The 21,026-nt window shown below is 71.9% G+C and carries 19 protein-coding genes; 10 read left to right on the plus strand and 9 right to left on the minus strand.

Annotation, left to right across the window (positions count from 1 at the left end):
- Nucleotides 1-54 precede the first annotated feature (54 nt).
- Both CRM89_RS13230 and CRM89_RS13235 read right to left on the minus strand, forming a co-directional pair.
- Complete coding sequence (locus CRM89_RS13230; protein WP_098084160.1) at nt 55-468, minus strand: gamma-glutamylcyclotransferase family protein; 414 nt, start codon at nt 466-468, stop codon at nt 55-57.
- Entirely contained in the window at nt 465-1,373 is a 909-nt protein-coding gene (locus CRM89_RS13235) for a hydrogen peroxide-inducible genes activator (protein WP_011210321.1), read from the minus strand. The genes CRM89_RS13230 and CRM89_RS13235 overlap by 4 nt, the downstream gene beginning before the upstream one ends.
- A 103-nt stretch (nt 1,374-1,476) precedes the next feature.
- Here CRM89_RS13235 and CRM89_RS13240 point away from each other — a divergent pair, with 103 nt between their 5' ends.
- The 3 genes from CRM89_RS13240 (at nt 1,477) to CRM89_RS13250 (ending at nt 3,529) form a co-directional block, all read left to right on the plus strand.
- Nucleotides 1,477-2,064, plus strand: a complete 588-nt coding sequence (locus tag CRM89_RS13240) for a peroxiredoxin (RefSeq protein WP_011210322.1) — start codon at nt 1,477-1,479, stop codon at nt 2,062-2,064.
- 93 nt (nt 2,065-2,157) lie between these two features.
- Nucleotides 2,158-2,697, plus strand: a complete 540-nt coding sequence (locus CRM89_RS13245) for a carboxymuconolactone decarboxylase family protein (protein WP_011210323.1) — start codon at nt 2,158-2,160, stop codon at nt 2,695-2,697.
- Between the two features lie 130 nt (nt 2,698-2,827).
- Nucleotides 2,828-3,529, plus strand: coding sequence for a PhzF family phenazine biosynthesis protein (locus CRM89_RS13250; RefSeq protein WP_050768108.1), 702 nt, complete (start codon nt 2,828-2,830; stop codon nt 3,527-3,529).
- Here CRM89_RS13250 and CRM89_RS13255 read toward each other — a convergent pair.
- Entirely contained in the window at nt 3,415-4,566 is a 1,152-nt protein-coding gene (locus CRM89_RS13255) for an AraC family transcriptional regulator (RefSeq protein ID WP_106427544.1), read from the minus strand. The genes CRM89_RS13250 and CRM89_RS13255 overlap by 115 nt on opposite strands.
- A 207-nt stretch (nt 4,567-4,773) precedes the next feature.
- On the opposite strand from CRM89_RS13255, the gene CRM89_RS13260 reads away from it, so the two are divergent.
- Nucleotides 4,774-5,496: an SDR family NAD(P)-dependent oxidoreductase gene (locus tag CRM89_RS13260; protein WP_098084163.1), complete on the plus strand. Its 723-nt coding sequence runs from the start codon at nt 4,774-4,776 to the stop codon at nt 5,494-5,496.
- Here CRM89_RS13260 and CRM89_RS13265 read toward each other — a convergent pair.
- From CRM89_RS13265 to CRM89_RS13275, 3 genes are all read right to left on the minus strand, one after another.
- The gene (locus CRM89_RS13265) at nt 5,403-7,028 is read right to left on the minus strand and encodes an acyl-CoA synthetase (RefSeq protein WP_098084165.1); all 1,626 of its coding nucleotides are present in this window, start codon (nt 7,026-7,028) and stop codon (nt 5,403-5,405) included. The two genes, CRM89_RS13260 and CRM89_RS13265, sit on opposite strands and share 94 nt — an antisense overlap.
- A 121-nt stretch (nt 7,029-7,149) precedes the next feature.
- The gene (locus tag CRM89_RS13270; protein WP_098084168.1) at nt 7,150-8,373 is read right to left on the minus strand and encodes an aspartate aminotransferase family protein; all 1,224 of its coding nucleotides are present in this window, start codon (nt 8,371-8,373) and stop codon (nt 7,150-7,152) included.
- A gap of 47 nt (nt 8,374-8,420) precedes the next feature.
- Entirely contained in the window at nt 8,421-9,056 is a 636-nt protein-coding gene (locus CRM89_RS13275) for a Pr6Pr family membrane protein (protein WP_041560257.1), read from the minus strand.
- 136 nt (nt 9,057-9,192) lie between these two features.
- On the opposite strand from CRM89_RS13275, the gene hrpA reads away from it, so the two are divergent.
- A complete protein-coding gene (hrpA, locus tag CRM89_RS13280; RefSeq protein WP_098084171.1) occupies nt 9,193-13,224 on the plus strand; it encodes an ATP-dependent RNA helicase HrpA in 4,032 nt (1,343 codons plus the stop codon).
- A gap of 121 nt (nt 13,225-13,345) precedes the next feature.
- Here hrpA and nrdR read toward each other — a convergent pair whose 3' ends face one another.
- A complete protein-coding gene (nrdR, locus tag CRM89_RS13285) occupies nt 13,346-13,816 on the minus strand; it encodes a transcriptional regulator NrdR (protein WP_011210331.1) in 471 nt (156 codons plus the stop codon).
- Between the two features lie 227 nt (nt 13,817-14,043).
- Complete coding sequence (locus CRM89_RS13290) at nt 14,044-14,436, minus strand: hypothetical protein (RefSeq protein ID WP_011210332.1); 393 nt, start codon at nt 14,434-14,436, stop codon at nt 14,044-14,046.
- A gap of 323 nt (nt 14,437-14,759) precedes the next feature.
- Here CRM89_RS13290 and lexA point away from each other — a divergent pair, with 323 nt between their 5' ends.
- From lexA to CRM89_RS13315, 5 genes are all read left to right on the plus strand, one after another.
- The gene (gene lexA, locus CRM89_RS13295; RefSeq protein ID WP_050768301.1) at nt 14,760-15,437 is read left to right on the plus strand and encodes a transcriptional repressor LexA; all 678 of its coding nucleotides are present in this window, start codon (nt 14,760-14,762) and stop codon (nt 15,435-15,437) included.
- Between the two features lie 31 nt (nt 15,438-15,468).
- Nucleotides 15,469-16,125 carry a hypothetical protein gene (locus CRM89_RS13300; RefSeq protein ID WP_060589756.1) on the plus strand — a complete coding sequence of 219 codons (657 nt, stop codon included), beginning with the start codon at nt 15,469-15,471 and terminating at the stop codon, nt 16,123-16,125.
- Nucleotides 16,126-16,222: 97 nt separating this feature from the next.
- Nucleotides 16,223-17,068, plus strand: a complete 846-nt coding sequence (locus tag CRM89_RS13305) for an RNA polymerase sigma factor SigF (protein ID WP_060589754.1) — start codon at nt 16,223-16,225, stop codon at nt 17,066-17,068.
- A gap of 261 nt (nt 17,069-17,329) precedes the next feature.
- Complete coding sequence (locus tag CRM89_RS13310) at nt 17,330-18,439, plus strand: glycosyltransferase family 4 protein (protein WP_220276383.1); 1,110 nt, start codon at nt 17,330-17,332, stop codon at nt 18,437-18,439.
- Nucleotides 18,439-20,586: a glycogen debranching N-terminal domain-containing protein gene (locus tag CRM89_RS13315; protein ID WP_060589751.1), complete on the plus strand. Its 2,148-nt coding sequence runs from the start codon at nt 18,439-18,441 to the stop codon at nt 20,584-20,586. The genes CRM89_RS13310 and CRM89_RS13315 overlap by 1 nt, the downstream gene beginning before the upstream one ends.
- 7 nt (nt 20,587-20,593) lie before the next feature.
- On the opposite strand, the gene CRM89_RS13320 is transcribed toward CRM89_RS13315, so the two are convergent.
- On the minus strand, nt 20,594-20,968 hold the full coding sequence (locus CRM89_RS13320) for a helix-turn-helix domain-containing protein (RefSeq protein WP_011210338.1): 375 nt from the start codon (nt 20,966-20,968) through the stop codon (nt 20,594-20,596).
- Nucleotides 20,969-21,026: the final 58 nt, after the last annotated feature.

Here is a 21,026-nt window from a genome sequence, read left to right on the forward strand (position 1 = left end):
CGAGGACGCCGGACGGTCCCCCGCCGTCCGGCGTCCTCGGTGTCTCGGGCTCGTTCACTCCCACCGCGCGAGGTAGTCCGCCAGGTGCCGCGCGGCGAATTCCTCGGCCGACCAGTCCGCGTCCTCGGCCGTGCCCGTCCAGATGTAGACCCACGCCCGTGTGGTCCCGAATTCGACTGTGTCGAGCCGGTATTCGTCACCCTCGTAGGCGTCGAGCAGCACCCGCTCCGCCACGCTGAGGCCGGTGAGCAGTACGCCGGGCGCGCACCCGCCGGGCGCGCGAACCAGCCCCGGATACACCCGGCCGGGCAACCGCGCCGCCCGCCAGCCGGGCAGTGTCACCGGCGTCGTCGCCGGACACCGGCCGAGCAACCGGTCCAGCACCGGCGCGAAGCGCAGCGTGCCGTAGGCGAACAGCGAATCCGGCTCGCCCGCAGCGTGTTCGCCCGGTCCCGGCAGGGCGCTCATGACGGCCGGTTGGCGCGGATGATCGCGGCCAGGTATTCGTAATCCTGCGCCCGCGCACTCGACGAACGGAACACCAGGCCGATGGTGCGCCCCGGTGCGGGTGCGGAGAACCGCGCGACATCCAGTGTGCCGCGCGCGGTTTCGGCCTCGACCGCCATCTCGGGGATGAGCGTGACGCCCAGCCCGCCCGCCACGCACTGCACCACCGTCGCCAGCGAGGCCGCCCGGGTGTCGCCGACGGCGAGCGGGTCGACCTCCACCGAGCGGCACAGCTCGAGGGTCTGGTCGCGCAGGCAGTGCCCCTCGTCGAGCAGCAGCAGCGGCAGCGACGCCAGCACGCCGGGCGCGATGTCGGTGCGCCCGGCGAGCTCGTGCCCGCGCGGGGTGACCAACACGAACTCCTCGGTGAACAGAGGGATCTCGGTCAGCCCCTGATTGTCGGCGGGCAACGCGAGCAGCGCGGCGTCGAGCACCCCGGTGCGCAGTCCCTCGAGCAGCCGCGCCGTCTGGTCCTCGATGATCTGCGGCACCAGCGTCGGCAGCCGTTCGCGCAGCGGCGGCAGCAGGCCGGGCAGGATGTAGGGCGCGACGGTGGGGATGATGCCCAGCCGCAGCATGCCCCCGAGGCCGTCGCCGGTCGCGGAGGCGACGAACCGATCGGCGGCCTCGAGCGTGGCGATCGCCTGCGGCAGCAACCGGGTGCCCGCGGCGGTGACGAGCACCCGGCGGGTGCTGCGTTCGATCAGCTGCAGACCGAGCCCGTTTTCCAGCGCGGCGAGCGCCTGCGACAACGTGGGTTGGCTCACACCCAGACGCGCTGCGGCCGTGCCGAAATGGCGGTATTCCGCGATCGCCACGAACGCACGCAGCTGCGACAGTGTCGGCTGATAAGTCTGATCGCTCACGCCTATCAGTCTAGTGCCACCCATCACGTTTGCCTTTCAGCAAATAGTGGGCAAGATCATCTGTGAGGTACCGACCCACACCAACCAGGACGAGGAGAACAGCATGGCTCTGCTGACCATCGGCGACCAGTTCCCGGCGTACAACCTCACCGCGGTGATCGGCGGTGACTTGTCGAAGGTCGACGCGCAGCAGCCCGACGATTACTTCACCCAGGTCACCAGCGACGACCACGCCGGCAAGTGGCGCATCGTCTTCTTCTGGCCGAAGGACTTCACCTTCGTCTGCCCGACCGAGATCGCCGCGTTCGGCAAGCTGAACGACGAGTTCGCCGACCGCGACGCGCAGGTGCTCGGCGTCTCGGTCGACAACGAGTTCGTGCACTTCCAGTGGCGGGCCCAGCACGAGGACCTGAAGACCCTCCCGTTCCCGATGCTCTCGGACCTCAAGCGTGAGCTGTCCACCGCCACCGGTGTGCTCAACGCCGACGGCGTCGCCGACCGCGCCACCTTCATCGTCGACCCGAACAACGAGATCCAGTTCGTCTCGGTGACCGCCGGTTCGGTCGGCCGCAACGTCGACGAGGTGCTGCGGGTGCTCGACGCCCTGCAGTCCGACGAGCTGTGCGCCTGCAACTGGAAGAAGGGCGATCCGACCATCAACGCCGGCGAGCTGCTGGCCGCCAGCGTCTGATCCGACCGACCCACTCCGCCCCACCCGCTCCCGGCCGGGAGCGACCCATCTCATCGCCCCATCCGGGCCCGATCGCGAAAGAGGACATCACCGATGAGCATTGAGAACCTGAAGAACTCCCTGCCCGAGTACGCCAAGGACCTCAAGCTCAACCTGTCATCGATCGCACGGAGCACCGTGCTGAACGAACAGCAGCTGTGGGGCACGCTGCTGGCGTCCGCGGCCGCGACCCGGTCGGCGACGACGCTGCGGGAGATCGCCGAGGAAGCCGCCGACGTGCTGTCGGCGGAGGCCTACAACGCCGCCCTCGGCGCGGCCTCGATCATGGGCATGAACAATGTGTTCTACCGGGGCAAGGCGTTCCTGGGCGGGCGCTACGACGACCTGCGGGCCGGGCTGCGCATGCAGATCATCGGCAACCCGGGTGTGGACAAGGCCGATTTCGAGCTGTGGTCGTTCGCGGTCTCCTCGATCAACGGCTGCGCCCACTGCCTCGAGGCGCACGAGCACACGCTCCGCGAGGCGGGCGTGTCGCGCGAGGTGATCTTCGAATCGCTGCGCGTGGCCGCGATCGTGGCCGGTGTCGGCCAGGCGGTGCAGTCCACCGAGGCACTCGCGGCCGCGGCGGTCTGATCCGCTCCCGCCCGGTTCCGTCCTCGGCGAAGGCCCGCTCCCCCGGGGGAGCGGGCCTTCGCGCGTCGCCGGTACCTGGGCAGATTGCTGATCGGTTGCCCCGTCGGTCGGGGCCGGTAGGCTCGCGCACATGGGCACACACAGTGAACCGGAAGCCGACTCCACCCGGGTCGAGGTCGTTCGCGTGTTCACCGATTCCTGCGGACGGCTGGGCAATGCGCTGGGCATCGCCCGCGCGGGCGATGTGGCCGAGGCCGACCACCAGGCGCTGGCGGCGCGCGCCGGCTTCAGCGAGACGGTGGTCGTGGCCGATCCGGTCGCCGAGGTCGCGCGGCTGCGGATCTACACCCCGGCGATGGAACTCCCCTTCGCCGGGCATCCCTCGGTGGGCACGGCGTGGTGGCTGGCCGAGCAGGGCACCCCGGTGCGGGTGCTCGACGTGCCCGCCGGGCCGGTCGAGGTCCAGCTGGGCGAGGGCCTGACCTGGATCCGTGCCCGCGCCAACTGGGCGCCGGACTTCACCTTCCATCAGCTGGAGGACCCGGCCGAGCTCGACGAGCTGCGGCCCGACGACTTCACCGGCGGCCCGCACTACCTGTGGGCCTGGGCGGACGAGATGCGCGGGTCGGTGCGCTCGCGGATGTTCGCTCCCACCATGGGAATCGCCGAGGACGCCGCGACCGGCGCCGCCGCGGTCGCCCTCACCGCGCTGTTGCGTCAGGGCCTCAAGATCACCCAGGGTGCCGGTTCACAGCTGTTCACCGAGTGGGATTCCGACGGCTGGGTGCGGCTCGGCGGCCGGGTGGTCGCCGACTCGGTGATCGAGATCTGACGCCGGCCGGGCGCGGTCGCCCCGCGCCGCGGCGCCACCGCGCGGGCGAAATGCCCGGGTGAGATCCCGCGCCACTGCTTGAACGCGGTGGAGAAACTCGGCGCGCCCGCATAGCCCATCCGGTAGGCGACGTCCTCGACGGTCAGGCCGCCGGCCAGCAGTTCCTCGGCCAGTTCCCCGTAGGTCTGCGAGCACAGCCCACGGTAGCTGGTGCCTTCCTCGGCGAGCCTGCGCCGCAGCGTCCGCAGGCTCATGTGCAGCAGCGCCGCCATCTCCTCCTGCCCGACCCGCTCCCCCATCCGGCGCAACAGCACCTCGCGCACCGTTCCGGCGATGCCGTGGCGCAGCCCGCGCCGGTGCAGCAGCTGCGCGCACTGCTGCTCGAACAGCCGCGCGGTGAGCGGGCTGGCCTGCGGTAGCGGATCCTCGAATCCGGAGGTGTCGAAGACGACCAGGTGCGGGCCGACACCGTCCACGCAGTCGAGGCCGTACTCGTCGATGAGCGGCTGCAGCCGCGGGCGCAACCCGCCCGACACCGAGCCGCGCAGTACCGGCGCCGGGGCGTGATAGACCGCGGCCCAGTTCGCCAGCAGCACGGTGACGTCGCGTTCGAGCAGGAACCCGCGCAGCTCGGCGGGCACGTCGCTGTCGTCGGCGTACAGGTGCAGTTCGTCGTCACGGTAGACGTGCCAGATGCGGGCGAAGGTCGTGGTCATGCGGATGTAGCGCATGAGCAGATCCACCGCCGAGCGCACGGTCGGGCTGGCCAGCAATGCCAGGCCGAGCGCGCCGTAGCTGGTGACGTGGGTGCGGGCACCCGCGGCCAAGCCGAGGCCGGGCGGATCGCCCAGTGCCGTCACGATATTGCGGACCAGGGCCAGTTCCTGTGCGGCGGTGACCTCGCCGTCCGGCGTGTTCAGCAGAGCCGGATCGATGCCGGTGCCGCGCAGGCACGCGCGCACGCCGAGACCGTGCTCGGCCGCCACCTCGACCAGCACCGCCGACAGACCGACCGTACGCCGCCATTCCCAGGTCATCGCTGTCATGGTCGTCGGCTATGACCGGTCCGCGCAGGAAAACGATCGGACATCGACCGGACACCCGCTCGTCCGCCGCGTCCGCCGAAACCCGGTGTCGCCCACCGAGACGGCCGGAATTCGCAAGGTCGTGGCCCGAATTCGCATGGGCGCAACCGGGTCTCGGCGGTACCGTCGAGCGGACGGGACGGCGAGCGGAGACAGCGGATGGGCATGGGGACGCTCGCGGGCCGCCGGATCGCCATCGCCGGGGGTGCGCGGGAGCTGGAACAGGAAGTGGCACTGGCGTTTCTGGGGGCCGGGGCGCGGGTGGTACTGGGCGATCGGTCGGCCGCCACGGCCCGGCGGCGCGCCGCCCGCCTGGCGCACAGCACCGGCGCCGCCGTTCTCGGCGCGCGCGTGATCGCCTACCACGAGGACTGTTTCACCGCGTTCCTCGCCGAAGCACACGCCCGGTTGGGCGGGCTGGACGTGGTGGTCAACACCGTCGAAGCCGCCCCCGGCGCCGCGCAGGCACCCGACCTCACACCGGCGATCGTCGGCGCGCGCGTCGCGGCGCGGATGTTCACGGCCCGGGGCCACGGACACATCGTCAACGCGGGATCGGCGGCCGGGGTCGCCGGCGCGCTCGGCGCGGCCGTCTACTGCGCGACCAAGTACGCGCTGGTGGAGGCGGCCGGGCTGCGCGGACGCGCGGTCACCGGCGACACCCTGCTCAGCACGGTGGCGCCGGGCGGCGCTGCGGACGCACAGCGGATCGCCGCGGCGGTCGCCGACTGTGTGGCGCACGGCAGGAACGGCCTGGTCACCGTCGGAGACATCGACCTCGCGACGGTTCAGTCCAGCTCGCGCAGGACGCGGACGAGGACCTTCCCGCTCGGGTTGCGCGGCAGTTCCGGCAGGAAGAGCACGTCGCGGGGCACCTTGTAGCGGGCCAGGTGGGTGCGTACGTGGTCGCGCACCTGCTCGGCGGTGAGCGCGTGGCCCGGTCGCAGCACCACGGCCACCCGCAGCCGCTGGCCGTACTCGTCGTCGTCGACGCCGAAGGCGCTGGCCTCGGCCACCGCGGGATGGGCGGCCAGCAGGTCCTCGACCTCGCCGGGGAAGACGTTCTCACCACCGGAGACGATCATGTCGTCCTCGCGTCCGTCGACGAACAACCGTCCGGCCGCGTCGATATGACCGAGATCGCCGGTGGCCATCAGGCCGCGCACCCGCGGCTTGTCTCCGCCGCCGGTGTAGCCCTCGAATTGGTAATCGTTGCCGACGAAGATGCGGCCGGTGTGCCCGGCGGGCAGTTCGCGGTCCGTGGCGTCGAGGATCGCGACCACCGCGCCCGGCACCGGCCGACCCACGCAGCCGGGGGCCTCGGCCAGGTCGGCCGGGGTGGCGATGGTGGCGTAGGCGGCCTCGGTGGAGCCGTACACGTTGTAGAGCACGGGCCCGAACGCCTCGGTGGCGCGCAGGCACAGCGGAGCGCCCAGCTGCGACCCGGCGACGAAGACCACCCGCAGCCGGGACAGCTCCCGGTGGGCCCTGGCGTGCGGATCGGCGTCGACCAGGCGGCGCAGCATCACCGGCACCACCACCAGCGTGCTCGCGCGGTGCCGGACCAGGCTGTCCAGCACCGCCTCGGGGTCGAACTTCCGCCGGATCACCAGCGTGGTGCCGAATCCCAGCGCCAGGACGGCGTGCGCGAAGCCGAGCGTGTGGAACAGCGGCGCCGGGCATTCGGTCACCTCCCGGACGCGCAACGGCACGCGAGCCAGGAGGCCGCCCAGCGGCGACAGCGAGGTCGGCTCCCGCCGCGGGGCGCCCTTCGGGGTGCCGGTGGTGCCGCTGGTGAGCAACACGATCCGGGCGGGCGTGCGGGGCCGGCGGGCCGGTGTGCGGGCTCCGCCCGCGATGAGGTTGTCGAGGGTGTCGACGGCGGGCGCGTCGGTCCAGGCGCGGTATCGGCCCCGCCGCGGACGCAGGTCACCGAGCAGCCCGGTGAACTCCTCGTCGTGGACCACCAGGTCGGCGCCCTCCCTGGCCAGCACCTCGCGCAGCTGCCCGGCGCCGAAATCGGTGTTCACCAGGATGATTCGGGCCCCGCACTTGGCCGCGGCGAAGACCGCGTAGTGGAAGCCGCGGTGGTTGCGGGTCAGTACCGCCACGCCCTCGCCGTCGCGCAGTCCGCGGGCCCGCCAGGCGTTGGCGAGCGCGGTGGTGCGCTCGTCGAGTTCGCGGAAGCTCACCCGCCCGCGCTCGTCGAGCACCGCGGTGCGGTCCCGGTAGCGCACCGCCGCGACGCCGACCAGTCCGCCCAGCAGACCCGAGCGCACCACCGCGAGGCCCATTCCGGCCAGCCGGTCGGGCCGCTCGGGGGTGAGGAGCCCGGCGCGCAACGCCAGTGCGGCGTAATAGGTCTCGTCCCGGACCCGCCGCACCACCCCGGCCGCCGTCACCTTGGGCATCATCGCACTCCTGTCACCCGGCCGACCGGCCCGCGAAACCCCGCACGCGGAGTGCGGGCATCTGCCCTCACAGTATGGCCTGTCGGGTACCCGCGTCGAGTGCCCGACCCCACGGCGACGGCGCTCAGCCCAGGGCGCGGGCGAACGCGGCCGCCAGCTCGCGAACCTGCTCGTCGGTCATGACGAACGCGGGCGAGATCTGCAATGCCCCCTGACCCGCGGCCCGGCTCGACACCCCTTCCGCCCGTAGGGCTTTGACGAAGGCTGGCGCTTCGGCGGGATCGGCGAGCTGGACGGCGGCGACCGCGCCCAACCCGCTGCGCACCTCGGCGACCCGTGGATGCTGTGCCAGCGGAGCCAGCTCGGCGTGCAAGGTGGACTCCAGTCGCGCCGCCTCGGCGAGCAGGTTCTCGCGCTCGAGGATGTCCAGATTGGCCAGTGCGGCCGCGGCGGAGGCGGCGTGTCCGCCGTAGGTGTAGCCGTGGCGCCACCACACCCCACCGGCGAAGAACGGCTCGGCCAGGTGCGGCGCGATGAACACCGCGCCCATCGGCAGATAGCCGCTGGTGAGGCCCTTCGCGGTGGTCATCAGGTCCGGGCGGAGGTCGAACCGGCTGGAGGCGAACCAGGAGCCGCCGATGCGGCCGAAGCCGGTGACCACCTCGTCGGCGACGAAGAGGATGTCGTGGTCGGCGCAGATCGCCCGCACCTCCCTCAGATACCCCTCCGGTGGCAGGTACACCCCGCCCGCGCCGATGATCGGTTCGCAGAAGAAGGCCGCGATCCGCTCGGCGCCGACCTCCTCGATCAGCGCGAGCAGCCCCTTGGGGTCGTCCCAGTCGACCGTGCGTGCGTCGGGCATGAGTTCGCCGTAGCCGTCCCGGTTGGGCGGCAGGCCCGACAGCGCGGTGCCCGCGACGTGCATGCCGTGGTAGGCGCGCTGCCTGCCCACCACGATGGTCTTGCCCGGCCTGCCGACCTCGTGCCAGTAGCGGCGGGCGAACTTCGCGGCGGTGTCCACCGAGTCGGAACCGCCGGAGGTGAAGAAGATCTTGCTGCCCGGGATCGGCGCGATCGCCGAAAGCCGTTCGGCCAGTTCCCGGGTCGGCGGCTCGGCGATGTCGCCGAAGTTCGAGTAGTGCGCGATCCGGCGCAGCTGGGCGGCGACGGCGTCGGCGATCTCGGCGCGGCCGTGGCCGACGTTGGTGAACCACAGGCCCGCGGTGGCGTCGAGATAGCGGTTGCCCGCCTCGTCGTAGACGTAGGCGCCCGCACCGCGGGCCACCACGAACGCGCCGTCCCGTGCGACGGCGCCCATATCGGCGAATCCATGCCACAAGGCGTTCATGACACCACCTCTACCCTATGCCGGTGGCGCCCCGGTGTCGGCCCAGCTCACAGCGCCGGACTCGGCGCGCGCCCGCGCGCGGCGAACCCGCCCACCGCCGTGACGGCCACCGCGAGCAACGCGAACACCCCGGTCAGCACGACCAGCCCGACGATCAGCGAGGGATACCCCTGCTCGCGCGGGTCGATGAAGGGATACGGGTACCAGTCGACGACCGGGCCGCGGATCAACGTATAGGCGCCGTAGCAGGCCGGATAGATCAGCCAACCGCCGATCAGCCGGCCGGTGACACCGAGCGCGACCGGGGCGGCCAGCCAGTCGGCGACCAGCACGATCGGCAGCACGCGGTGCAGGATGTCGTTGATCCAGCGGTCGGTGAGCATCACATCGATGTCGGCCAGCAACACCGCGTACACCACGCCGGTGATCAGCAGATAGAGCGTGGCGGCGCCGCGCAGCAGCTGCCAGCGCCGCCCACCCGGGTCGCGCACCCCACCGACCAGCAGGACCAGCACGCCGAGCACGTTGGACTGGATGGTGAAGTAGCTGAAGTAGTTCGCCGTGGAGAACGCCGGTTGGTCGAGGTTGCGCAGCGGAATCCACACCAGCGCGACCACACCGAGTACTCCGAAGGCGATGCGCAGTCCCCGAATCCACCACGCGGTGCCCGAGCCACCGTTCATCGGCCGATCTTCGCACATGGGACCCGCCGAAGCGGGCCGATCGCACGACTCAGCACACCGCGGGTTATCCCCGCGTGCCGTCCCGCCCGCCGCCGCGGGGGCGCGCGCGACCGCGACCGGTAGGCTGGAGTGCGCAATGACCAGGACAGCTGACACCGGAACACGCGAGCTCCGCACCCGCCTGGCGAATCTCTCCCTCCGCGACGAACACCGGCTGCGCCGCAGGCTGGAGCGCGCCCGGGGCACCGACCTCGACGAGATCGCCGCCGACATCGCCGCGGCCGAGGCGCGAATCGAGGCACGTCGCGCGTCGGTACCGACGATCCGCTACCCCGAGCAGCTGCCGGTCAGCGCCCGCCGCGACGACATCGCCGCCGCCATCGCGGCCAACCAGGTCGTGGTCGTCGCCGGTGAGACGGGTTCGGGTAAGACCACCCAGATCCCCAAGATCTGCCTGGAGCTGGGCCGCGGCATCCGCGGCACCATCGGCCACACCCAACCGCGCCGCCTCGCCGCCCGCACGGTCGCCGAGCGCATCGCCGAGGAACTGGGCACCGAACTGGGCGACGTGGTCGGCTACACGGTGCGGTTCACCGACCAGGCATCCGAGCACACGCTGGTCAAACTCATGACCGACGGCATCCTGCTCGCCGAGATCCAACGCGACCGGCTGCTGCGCCGCTACGACACGATCATCATCGACGAGGCGCACGAACGCAGCCTCAACATCGATTTCCTGCTCGGTTATCTCAAGCAGTTGCTGCCGCGTCGCCCGGATCTGAAGGTGATCATCACCTCGGCCACCATCGACCCCGAGCTGTTCGCCCGGCACTTCGCCGCCGCCGACGGCACGCCCGCGCCGATCGTCGAGGTGTCCGGCCGGTCCTATCCGGTGGAGATCCGGTACCGGCCACTGAGCCTGGAGCTGCCCGCCACCGGCGACGAGGGCGCGGACACCGAGGACGAGACCACCGTCGTGGACCGCGATCCGGTCGACGCGATCGCCGACGCGGTACGCGAACTCTTCGCCGAGGGCGACGGCGACGTGCTGGTCTTCCTTTCCGGCGAACGCGAGATCCGCGACGCCGCCGACGCGCTGCGCGACCTGAAGCTGCCCCGCACCGAGATCCTCCCGCTGTACGCCCGGCTCTCCGCGGCCGAGCAGCACAAGGTGTTCGCCCCGCACACCGGGCGTCGGGTGGTGCTGGCCACCAACGTCGCCGAGACCTCGCTGACCGTGCCGGGCATCCGCTACGTGATCGACCCGGGCACCGCGCGCATCTCCCGCTACTCGCTGCGGACCAAGGTGCAACGGCTGCCGATCGAGCCGATCTCGCAGGCCTCGGCCCGGCAGCGCGCGGGTCGCTGCGGGCGCGTCGCCGACGGCATCTGCATCCGGCTGTACTCCGAGGAGGACTTCGAGTCCCGGCCCGCGTTCACCGAGCCGGAGATCCTGCGCACCAATCTGGCCGCGGTGATCCTGCAGATGACCGCGCTCGGGCTCGGCGACATCGAGAACTTCCCGTTCGTGGAGGCGCCGGACCGGCGGGCCATCCGCGACGGCATCGCGCTGCTCGAAGAACTCGGCGCCCTCGCCGAGCCCGCACCGCAGCCGGACGCGGCCGCGCCGTCCGAGGACGGCCCGCGTGCCCCGAAGGGGCGCCGCCGTCGCGGCGGCGAGGGCGCCGGCGGCATGGCGCTGACCCCGATCGGGCGGGAGATGGCCCAGTTGCCGGTCGACCCGCGCATGGCGCGGATGCTCGTGCAGGCCAACCGCAACGGCTGCCTGTCCGACGTGCTCGTCATCGTGGCGGCGCTGTCGATCCAGGACGTGCGCGAACGCCCGGCCGACCAGCAGCAGGCCGCCGACACCCGGCATGCCAGGTTCACGGTGGAGGGCTCGGACTTCCTGGCCTACCTGCGATTGTGGGACTACCTCACCGAGCAGCGGAAATCCTTGTCGTCCAACCAGTTCCGTCGCATGTGCCGGGAGGAGTTCCTGCACTACCTGCGCATCAGGGAGTGGCAGGATCTGCACGGGCAGCTGCGCACGATCACCCGCGGGCTGGGATGGACGGCCGAACGCCGTCGCGCCACCGCCGACGACGACACCCCGTGGGACTCGACCGCCATCCACCAGTCCCTGCTGGCGGGCATGCTCTCCCACCTCGGGGTGCGCGAGGCCGAGACCCGCGAGTACCTGGGCGCGCGCGGCGCGAAGTTCATGATCTTCCCCGGTTCCTCGCTGGCGAAGAAACCGCCGCGCTGGGTGATGGCCGCCGAACTGGTCGAGACCTCACGGCTGTGGGGCCGGATGGTGGCGCGGGTGGAGCCCGAATGGGCCGAACGGCTCGCGGGAAATCTGGTCAAGCGCACCTACTCCGAACCGCACTGGTCGGCCGGGCGCGGCGCGGCCCGCGCCTACGAGCGGGTCACCCTCTACGGCATTCCGCTGGTCACCGGACGCCCGGTGGACTACGGCCGCATCGACCCGGAACTGTCGCGCGAACTGTTCATCCGGCACGCCCTGGTGCAGGGTGAGTGGCGCACCCGGCACCGGTTCTTCCACCGCAACCGGGAGCTGCTCGATGATGTCGCCGACCTCGAGCACCGGGCCCGGCGCCGCGACATCCTCGTCGACGACGAGGTGCTCTTCGAGTTCTACGACCGGCGCATCCCCGCCGACGTGGTGTCGGTGCGGCACTTCGACAGCTGGTGGAAGAAGGCGCAGCGGGAGAACCCGGAACTGCTCGACTTCACCGAGTCGACGGTGGTCAACGACGTCGCCGCGGCGCTGGACCCCACCGACTTCCCGGACGCCTGGCGGCAGGGCGAACTCAGCTTCCCGCTCACCTACCAGTTCGAACCAGGCCAGGAGGACGACGGTGTCACCGTGCGCATCCCGGTCGAACAGCTCGCGCACGTGCGCCCGGTCGGCTTCGACTGGCTGGTGCCCGGCATGCGCGCCGAGCTGGCCGGTGCGCTGATCAAGACGCTGCCGAAGGCGCTGCGCCGCAGCGTGGTTCCCGCCCCGGACTTCGCGGCGGCGGCGCTGGCGGCGCTCACGCCGCGCGCCGAACCGCTGCGCGTCGGGCTGGCGCGCGAGCTGTCGCGGCTGGGCGGGGTGACCATCACGCCGGCCGACCTCGACCCGAGCGCACTGCCCGATCACCTGCGGATGACCTTCGCCGCCGTCGACCGTTCGGGCGCCGTCCTGGCCAAGAGCAAGAGCCTCACCGAGCTGAAAACCGCACTGGCCGAACAGGTGTCGAAGTCCGTGGCGAAGGCGACCGCGGGCGCCGAGCGGGCGCCTGCCACGGTGTGGACCTCCGAGACACTGGGCGCGGTGCCCGAGACGGTCCGCAGGCAGGTCGCCGGACAGACGGTGACCGGATATCCGGCCCTGGTGCCCGAAGGCGAGGGCGTGGCCGTCCGGGTGCTGAGCTCGCCCGCCGAGCAGGCGGCGGCGATGCGGGCGGGCATCAGAGCGCTTGTGCTGCAAGCTCTCCCGACCTCGGTGCGGGCGGTGACCGCCGGGCTCTCACCGACCGACCGGCTGGCCTTGAGCCAGAATCCGTACGGGTCGCTGGACGCGCTGGTGCAGGACTGCCGGGCGGCCGCCGCGGACGAACTGATCGCCGCCGCGGGCGGTCCGGTGCGCGACCCCGAGCGGTTCCAGGAGCTGCTCGCACGGATCCGGCCCGAGTTCGCCACCGCGGTCGCGCGGATCGTGCGGCTGGTGGTGCCGGTGCTCGCGGAGGCGCACCGGGTCACCACCGCACTGGGCCAGATCAAGGAGCGCGACATCGCCGAGGACGTGCGCGCCCAGCTCGACGAACTGGTCTTCGCCGGGTTCGTCTCCGAGTTCGGTACCGCCCGGCTGCGGGAGCTGCCGCGCTACCTGCGCGCGGCACGGGAGCGGCTCGCCGCCCTGCCCGCCTCCGCGGTGCGCGACCGGCAGGGCATGGCCGAGGTCGACCGCGCGCTGGCCGCTTACGACCGGCTGCTGCGCGCACTACCCGAGCCGCGCCGCACCGCGCCCGACGTGCTCGAGATCTGGTGGATGATCGAGGAGCTGCGGGTCAGCCTGTTCGCCCAGAAGCTCGGCACCCCGTACCCGGTGTCGGCCAAGCGCATCGAAAAGGCCATCGCCGCGGTCCGGCGTTGAACGGAGCCGCGGTCCGGCGTCGAACCGAGCCGCGGTCCGGCGTCGAACCGAGCCGCGGTCCGGCGTTGAACCGAGCCGCGGTCGGCCGTCGAACCGAGCCGCGGTCGGCCGTCGAGGCCGCTCAGTCGGCTGTCGCGCCCGCGCGCGCCCGCGCCGCGCGCATCTCGCTGATCTCGCGCTCGAAGTCCTCGGCCGAGGTGAAGGACCGGTACACCGAGGCGAAGCGCAGGTAGGCGACCTCGTCCAGGTCGCGCAGCGGGCCGAGGATGGCCAGGCCGACCTCGTGACTGGGCACCTCGGGCGAGCCCTTGGCCCGCACCGCGTCCTCCACCTGCTGCGCGAGCAGGTTCAGCGCGTCGTCGTCGACCTCGCGGCCCTGGCACGCGCGCCGCACGCCACGGATGACCTTCTCCCGACTGAACGGCTCGGTGACGCCGCTGCGTTTCACCACCGACAGGATGGCGGTCTCGACCGTGGTGAACCGCCGCCCGCAATTCGGACAGGAGCGCCGACGGCGGATGGCCGCACCTTCCTCGGCCTCGCGCGAGTCGACGACCCGGGAGTCGGGGTGTCGGCAGTACGGGCAGTGCATCCGAGATCCTTCGTCGATGCGTGCGCTCGCGGCGGATGCGCCCTCCGGTCGGGAGGCCGAGCCCGGCGAGCAGGTGTCCAGGCGGGTAGGCAGTATGTCGAGAATACCTGCCGGGATCACCTCGGCACCGGTCACCGCGGCCAAAACCTGGCCCGTTGCCGCATGGGCGGGCGCCGCGTCCGGTGCGCCACCGCGCCGAGCCGACGGCAGCGACGCGCGGAAACCGTTCAGCGCCACCACGGTTCAGCCGCCGCGCTCGGCTGTTCGACCACCGCGGGCGCGGGTTGCTGCGCCGGCTGCGGCGCCGCCGCACGCCACTGGGCGAGCACCAGGAAGCCCGCGACGATCAGCGCGGTGAGCAGGGCCGCGGCGGCCAGTGTCGCAAAACCCAACTGCGCCTGCTCCACCCGCCGCTGCGGCCGCGGGGCGGGCCGGCGCGGCGGCGTGAGACGCATGCGCTCGTAGCGCAGCGGCGCGCCACCGGGACGGCCGACCAGCGGCCTGCGGTCGACCGAGCGGACCCGCTCGCGATCGCGCACGCCGGCGCGCCGGGCGCGGGGCAGCGTGGCGCGGGTGGCGGTGCCGAATGCCGGTGTGCTGGAACGGGTCGCGCTGTACATCGGACAAACCTCCGTGGGGATCCTGGTTGCGGCTCGAAGGGCGTCGGGGCGGGGCGGGCGGTGGCAGCGGGCGGGGCGGCGCCCGGTCCGACCTGCTCGGATCACAGCTTTTCGATCACATGTTCGAAGAACTGATGTTCGAATTTCTACCACGGGCCGCCGACATTGTCAGCACGAAACGCCCGACATACTCGAACAGATGTTTGAAAGATCGCCGCGCCCGGACTAGATTCGAGAAACGATCTCGACAACGGAAAGGGCGGGTTGCGGTGAGCCGGACAGACGACACGGGTGAGGAGAGCGGAGTCGCCGTCGATCCCGCCCTGAACGGGGCGGATCTCACCGTGCGTCAGCGCAAGGTGCTCGAGGTCATCCGCACGTCGGTGAGCGAGCGCGGCTACCCGCCGAGCATCCGCGAGATCGGCGACGCCGTCGGCCTCACCTCCACCTCCTCGGTCGCCCACCAGTTGCGCGCCCTCGAGCGCAAGGGCTACCTGCGCCGCGACCCCAATCGGCCGCGCGCGGTGGACGTCCGTGGTCTCGACGAGGCGGTCCGCGCGGTCACCGCGCTGCCCGGCGCCGCGCTCGAGGAACCCGACACCCTCGCCGAGGACACCGGCCGCCCCACCCCCACTTTCGTGCCGGTGCTCGGCCGCATCGCGGCCGGTGGCCCGATCCTGGCCGAGCAGGCCGTCGAGGACGTCTTCCCGCTGCCGCGCGAACTGGTCGGCGACGGGTCGCTGTTCCTGCTGCGGGTGGTCGGCCAGTCGATGGTCGACGCGGCGATCTGCGACGGCGACTGGGTGGTGGTGCGCCAGCAGAACGTCGCGGAGAACGGCGACATCGTCGCCGCCATGATCGACGGCGAAGCCACGGTGAAGACGTTCAAGCGCACCGGCAAGGACGTCTGGCTGATGCCGCACAATCCGCTGTTCGAGCCGATCCCCGGTAACGACGCGCGCATCCTCGGCAAGGTCGTCACGGTCATTCGCAAGATCTGACCGTCCCGGCGCGGCGGCGGACAATGGCGGCATGACCGAGCTGGTCTGGTACGCCGCCTACGGCTCCAACATGCACAGCGAACGCCTGCGCTGCTACCTCGCGGGCGGCTGTCCACGGGGCGGGGCGCGCACGCTGCCGGGTGGACGCGATCCGCGCGATCCGGTGCGCACGGCCGCGGTGTACGTGCCCGGCGTGTTGTACTTCGCCACCGAGTCGGCCACCTGGACCGGCGGGCGGGCCTTCTACTGCCCCGACGCACCCGGGGCGATGCCCGCCCGCGCGTATCTGCTGACGGCGAGCCAGTTCGCCGACATCGTCGCGCAGGAGATGTACCGCCTGCCGGGCACCGACCTCGATCTCGCACCGGTGCTGCGCAGCGGCCGGGCCGCCCTCGGCCCCGGTCGGTACGAGACCCTGGTGCGCGTGGGCACCCTGGCGGGTCACCCGATCCTGACCTGCACCGCGCCGTGGCACCACACCGCGGTGCCCGGCAACCCACCGGCGGCGGCCTACCTGCGCCATCTCGCCGCCGGGCTGGTCGAAGGGCACGGCTGGACACCGGAGCGGATCGCCGGGTACCTGGCCACACGCCCCGGCGCCGACCTGGCCTGGACCCCGGAGACGGTGCTCGACGTCCTGCGCTCGCCCCGCCGCAACGGGTCGGCGACCGCCGCGCCACCGGGTTGAGCACACCGGAGTTGGTCTTGTTTGGGTCCGGAGCAGCCCGGGTATCACCACGGGCGTCGAGTACACGGCAGCGAGACGCAACCGAGGGAGATCTCTCATGCTCGAGACCGCCGCGACAACACGAACCACCACCCGCCCGACGGCACGCAGGCCGGGCCAGGCCGAAGACAGTTACGACAACATCGAACCGTGGTTCGCCGAACTGGCGGCGCTCGACGAGCACGACCCGCGCAGGCGGGCATTACGCGAACACATCATCGGGCTGTGCCTGCCGCTGGCCGACCACATCGCCCGCCGCTTCTCCGGCCGCGGCGAAGCCTTCGACGATCTGCACCAGACCGCGCGGCTGGGCCTGGTGCAGGCGGTGGACCGATTCGACGTGCGCCGCGGCAGCTCCTTCCTCGCCTTCGCGGTGCCCACCATCATGGGCGAGGTGCGCAGGCACTTCCGCGACCACACCTGGGCGCTGCGGGTGCCGCGCCGCGCCAAGGAACTGCAGGCCATGATCGGCCCGGCCACCGAGAAACTGTCCCAGCGGCACGGTCGCATGCCGACGGCCCGCGAGATCGCCGCCGAACTCGACGTCGAGCTGGTGGAGGTGACCCGCGCACTGGTGGCCGCCAACGCCTACTCCACCAACACCCTGCACGCTGTCGGTCGCGACGACGACGGCAACGTCGGCCTGTCCATCGGCGACAGCCTCGGCACCGAGGAGCCGTGCTACCGGCTGATGGAGGACGCGATGGCGGTTCGCCCGTTGATCGCCGCGCTCCCCGAGCGGGAACGCCAGGTGTTGATCTGGCGGTTCTACGATTCGCTCACCCAGTCCCAGATCGCCGAGCGTCTCGGCGTCTCCCAGATGCAGGTCTCGCGGATCCTCAACCGCACCCTGACCCGGCTGCGCGAGGAAGCGCTGGCCGAACCCACGGCCGCCGTGGCCTGAGAACCCCACGACACCCCGGGCGCGAGAGTTTGCAACCGGTCTCCGCTGCGGTTTGATCAGTGCGGCGCAGGGTAGTTGCTGTGCAGTAGCCACCCGGCCCGTGTTCGGTTGTTCCCACGGGCCGCTCGTTCGACGTGTTTCCCCGGTTCGACTTGTTTCCGCAGGACGTGGCACCACCCCTATTCAGGAGGATGAGTCGTGGGCGTTCGGTCAGGTTCGAGCTCTGGTTCTCTCCCGCACGACGGCGGCGACGTCGTCGGTCTGCTGCGCCCGCGCGGCGGACTGCACATCGTGCTCGTCGCCCCGCCCTACTTCCAGGTGCCGCCGACCGGCTACGGCGGCGTGGAGGAGGTGGTGGCGCAGCTGGCCGACGCGCTCGTCGCGCGCGGTCACCGGGTCACCCTGATCGGTGTCGGCGAGCCGGGCACCGCCGCGGATTTCGTCGCCGTCGCCACGCACGGCGCGGCCGAACAGCTGGGCGAAGCGTTTCCCGAGGTGGTGCACGCGCTCCGGGTGCGGCAGGCGATCGAGGAACTGGCGGCGACGGGCCCGATCGACGTCGTGCACGACCACACCTTCGCCGGGGTGCTCAACGCGCCCACCTACCGCCGGCTGGGTATCCCCACGGTCCTCACGGTGCACGGCGCGGTGGACGGCGAGTTCGGCGAGTACTACCGCCGCATCGGGGCGAGCGCGGGACTGGTGGCGATCAGCGACCGCCAGCGCGCCCTGGCGCCCGGGCTCAACTGGGTGGGCCGGGTCCACAACGCCGTCGTCCCCCAGCGCTGGCCGTTGCGCACCGAGAAGGAGCCCTACGCGCTGTTCCTCGGCCGCTACTCCCCCTGCAAGGGCGCCGATCTCGCGCTTCGCGCCGCGCACGAGGCGGGCGTGCCGCTGATCCTGGCCGCCAAGTGCATCGAACCGATCGAGAAGGAGTTCTTCGAGGACTGTGTCCGGCCGCTGCTCGGCGACCGGGACGTGGTGTTCGGGGAAGCGGATTCGACGCAGAAGCGGCAGCTGCTCGCCGGCGCCCGCTGCCTGCTGTTCCCGATCCGGTGGGAGGAACCGTTCGGGATGGTGATGATCGAGGCGATGGCCTGCGGCACACCGGTGGTCGCGCTGCGCGGCGGCGCGGTGGCCGAGGTGGTCGAACACGGGGTGACCGGCTGGGTCTGCGAGACCCCCGCGGAGCTGCCGGATGCGGTGCGGCGCAGCGCCGCTCTCGATCCGCGCGAGTGCCGGGCGCGGGTGGAGCGGCTGTTCAGCGTCGACCGGCTGGCCGCCGGGTACGAGGCCGTCTATCGCGAGACCGTCGCGACCGCGCCGCTGCCCGCGTCCGCGCCCGCCCTCGTCGGATCGGCGGTGCGGTGATGACCGCGCCACTGCGGCCGCTGGCCGGCACGGCGAATGTCTGTGCGGTCGAGGCGGATTCGGGATCGCTCTGCGTGAGCGACCGGCGCGGCGACATCCAGCGTGGCGCCACCCAAGGGCTCTTCTACCGCGGCGCGCGGGTGCTCTCGCAGTGGGAGTTGACCGTGGAGGGCCGGGGTGTGGAGCAGGTGGCCTTCGACAACGTCTGTCCCGGCCAGACCCGCTTCCTGCTGCGGGTGGCACCGCATTCGGGGCCGGAATCCACCGTGCTGCTCGAGCGCCACCGCATGCTGGGGCACGGTCTCACCGAGACCATCACCGTGCGCAATCTCGGCCACGAGGACACCGCGCTGACCCTGACACTCGACGTGGACGCCGATTTCGCGGACCTGACCGACGTCAAGCACGGCAGGCCGGGCGCGGGCGGCGCCGACGTCGTGATCAGCGGCGAGGAAATGCTGTTCACCGACGACAGCGACGCAGGCCACGGCGTCGCGGTGATCGCCGACGGCGAGCCCGCCGTCACGCCGGGCCTGTTCCGCTGGCACGCCGTGGTTCCCGCTCACGACCGGTGGCAGGCGACGGTGTTCGTCCAGCCGGTGCACCGGCACCGGCGATCCCCGGTGGTCGGTACCGAGGCGCCGCGTGAGCCGGACGAACCGAACACCAGCTGGCGCGCCACCCCGACCCGGGTGCACGCCACCGCCCGCGAGTTCGCGCGGGTGCTCGCCCACACCGAGACCGACCTGGCCACCCTGGCCGTCCGGCACGGCGACGGCCGGCCCGCCTACCTGGCCGCGGGCGCACCGTGGTCGATGTCGCTGTCGGGCCGCGACAGCATGCTCAGCGCGTGGATGACGTTGCCGCTCGATCCCGAACTCGCGCTCACCACATTGCGCACGCTCGCCGCCACCCAGGGCACCACCTGTAATCCGCACACCGAGGAGGAGCCGGGTCGCATCATCCGGGCCTTCCACGGGCCCGGCGAACCGGACCGGGCGGGGGCCTGTTACGGCTCGGTAGACACCACGCCGCTGTTCGTCATGCTGCTCGGCGAAGCCCTGCGCTGGGGTGCGGACCCGGGCGAGGTGCGGCGTTTGCTGCCCGCCGCCGACGCCGCCCTGGCCTGGATCGACGGGTACGGCGATCTCGACGGCGACGGCTTCGTCGAGTACCGCCGCCACACCGATCGCGGGCGGATCCACCAGAGCTGGAAGGACAGCTGCGACTGCATCAACGACGCGCACGGGCACCGCGCCGATCCGCCGATCGCGCTGGCCGAGGTGCAGGGCTATGCCTACGCGGCCGAACTGGCCCGCGCCGAACTCGCCGAGGCGTTCGGCGACATCCGCACCGCCGAGCGGATGCGGGCGCGCGCGGCCGATCGCAAAAAGCGCTTCGACGCCGCGTTCTGGATATCCGAGCGCGGCCACTACGCGCTCGGCCTGGACGGACACAAGAACCACATCGACGCGCTGACCAGCAATCCCGCCCACTGCCTGTGGACGGGCATCGTGGCCGACGCACGTGCCGCCGAACTGGTCGAATCACTGGCCCGCCGGTCGATGACCAACGGCTTCGGGCTGCGCACCCTCGGCGCCGACATGGCGGCCTACAACCCGATGAGCCATCACAACGGTGCGGTGTGGCCGCACGACACCGCCATCGCCGTCGCCGGGCTGCTGCGCTACCGGCAGGTGCCCGGCGCCAAGGCACTGGCCGAGACACTGACCGCGGGTCTGCTGGACGCGGCCGGGTTCTTCGACGGACGGCTGCCGGAGCTGTTCTGCGGCTTCGACCGCACCGAATTCCCCACGCCCGTCCCGCATCCCGCGTCGTGCGCACCGCACGCCGTCGCGGCGGCCGCGCCGCTGTTGTTGCTGCGCTCCTGGCTAGGCTTGCAGCCGGACGTGCCGCGCCGGACCCTGGTCCTGCATCCGAGCCTGCCGCACGACTGGGGCACGGTGCGCATCGGCGATCTGCGGCTGGGGAGCGCGACCGTGCACATCACCGCGCACACGAACTCGGCCGAGGTGACCGGCCTGCCCGCGGACTGGCAGCTGCGCCGGGCGGGCACCGGGCACGGCGCCGACCGCGGCGGCGCACCGTTCGCCGACGACGAGCACGTGTCATCGGCCACCCGCTGACAGACGATCAGCCCGCCGCGAGGTCCTCCCGCGGCGGCTGCACGCGCTGGGCGCCGATGCGCTCGATCCGGTCGCGGCCCCAGGTCGCCAGCGGTTCGAGCGCACGGTTCAGCGACCGGCCCAGCTCGGTGAGCCGGTACTCCACCCGCGGCGGCACCTCGGGATGGGCCTGGCGGTCGACGATCCCGTCCTCCTCGAGCTCGCGCAGTTGCTGGATGAGCATCTTCTCGGAGATGCCGGGCAGGCCGCGGCGCAGCTCGCCGAACCGGCGCACGCCGTGGTTCTCCAGCTCCCAGAGGATCAGGCCCTTCCATTTGCCGCTGACGACGTCCATCGCGGCGTCGATGCCGCAGAAGTACGGGCCGAATCTCTTCTCGCCCATGCCTCCCACCTCCTCACACACCCGTGGGTGAGTACCCCACCGAATAGTAGGTACTTGC

The organism is Nocardia sp. FDAARGOS_372 (assembly GCF_002554515.1).
Taxonomy (GTDB): Bacteria; Actinomycetota; Actinomycetes; order Mycobacteriales; family Mycobacteriaceae; genus Nocardia; species Nocardia farcinica.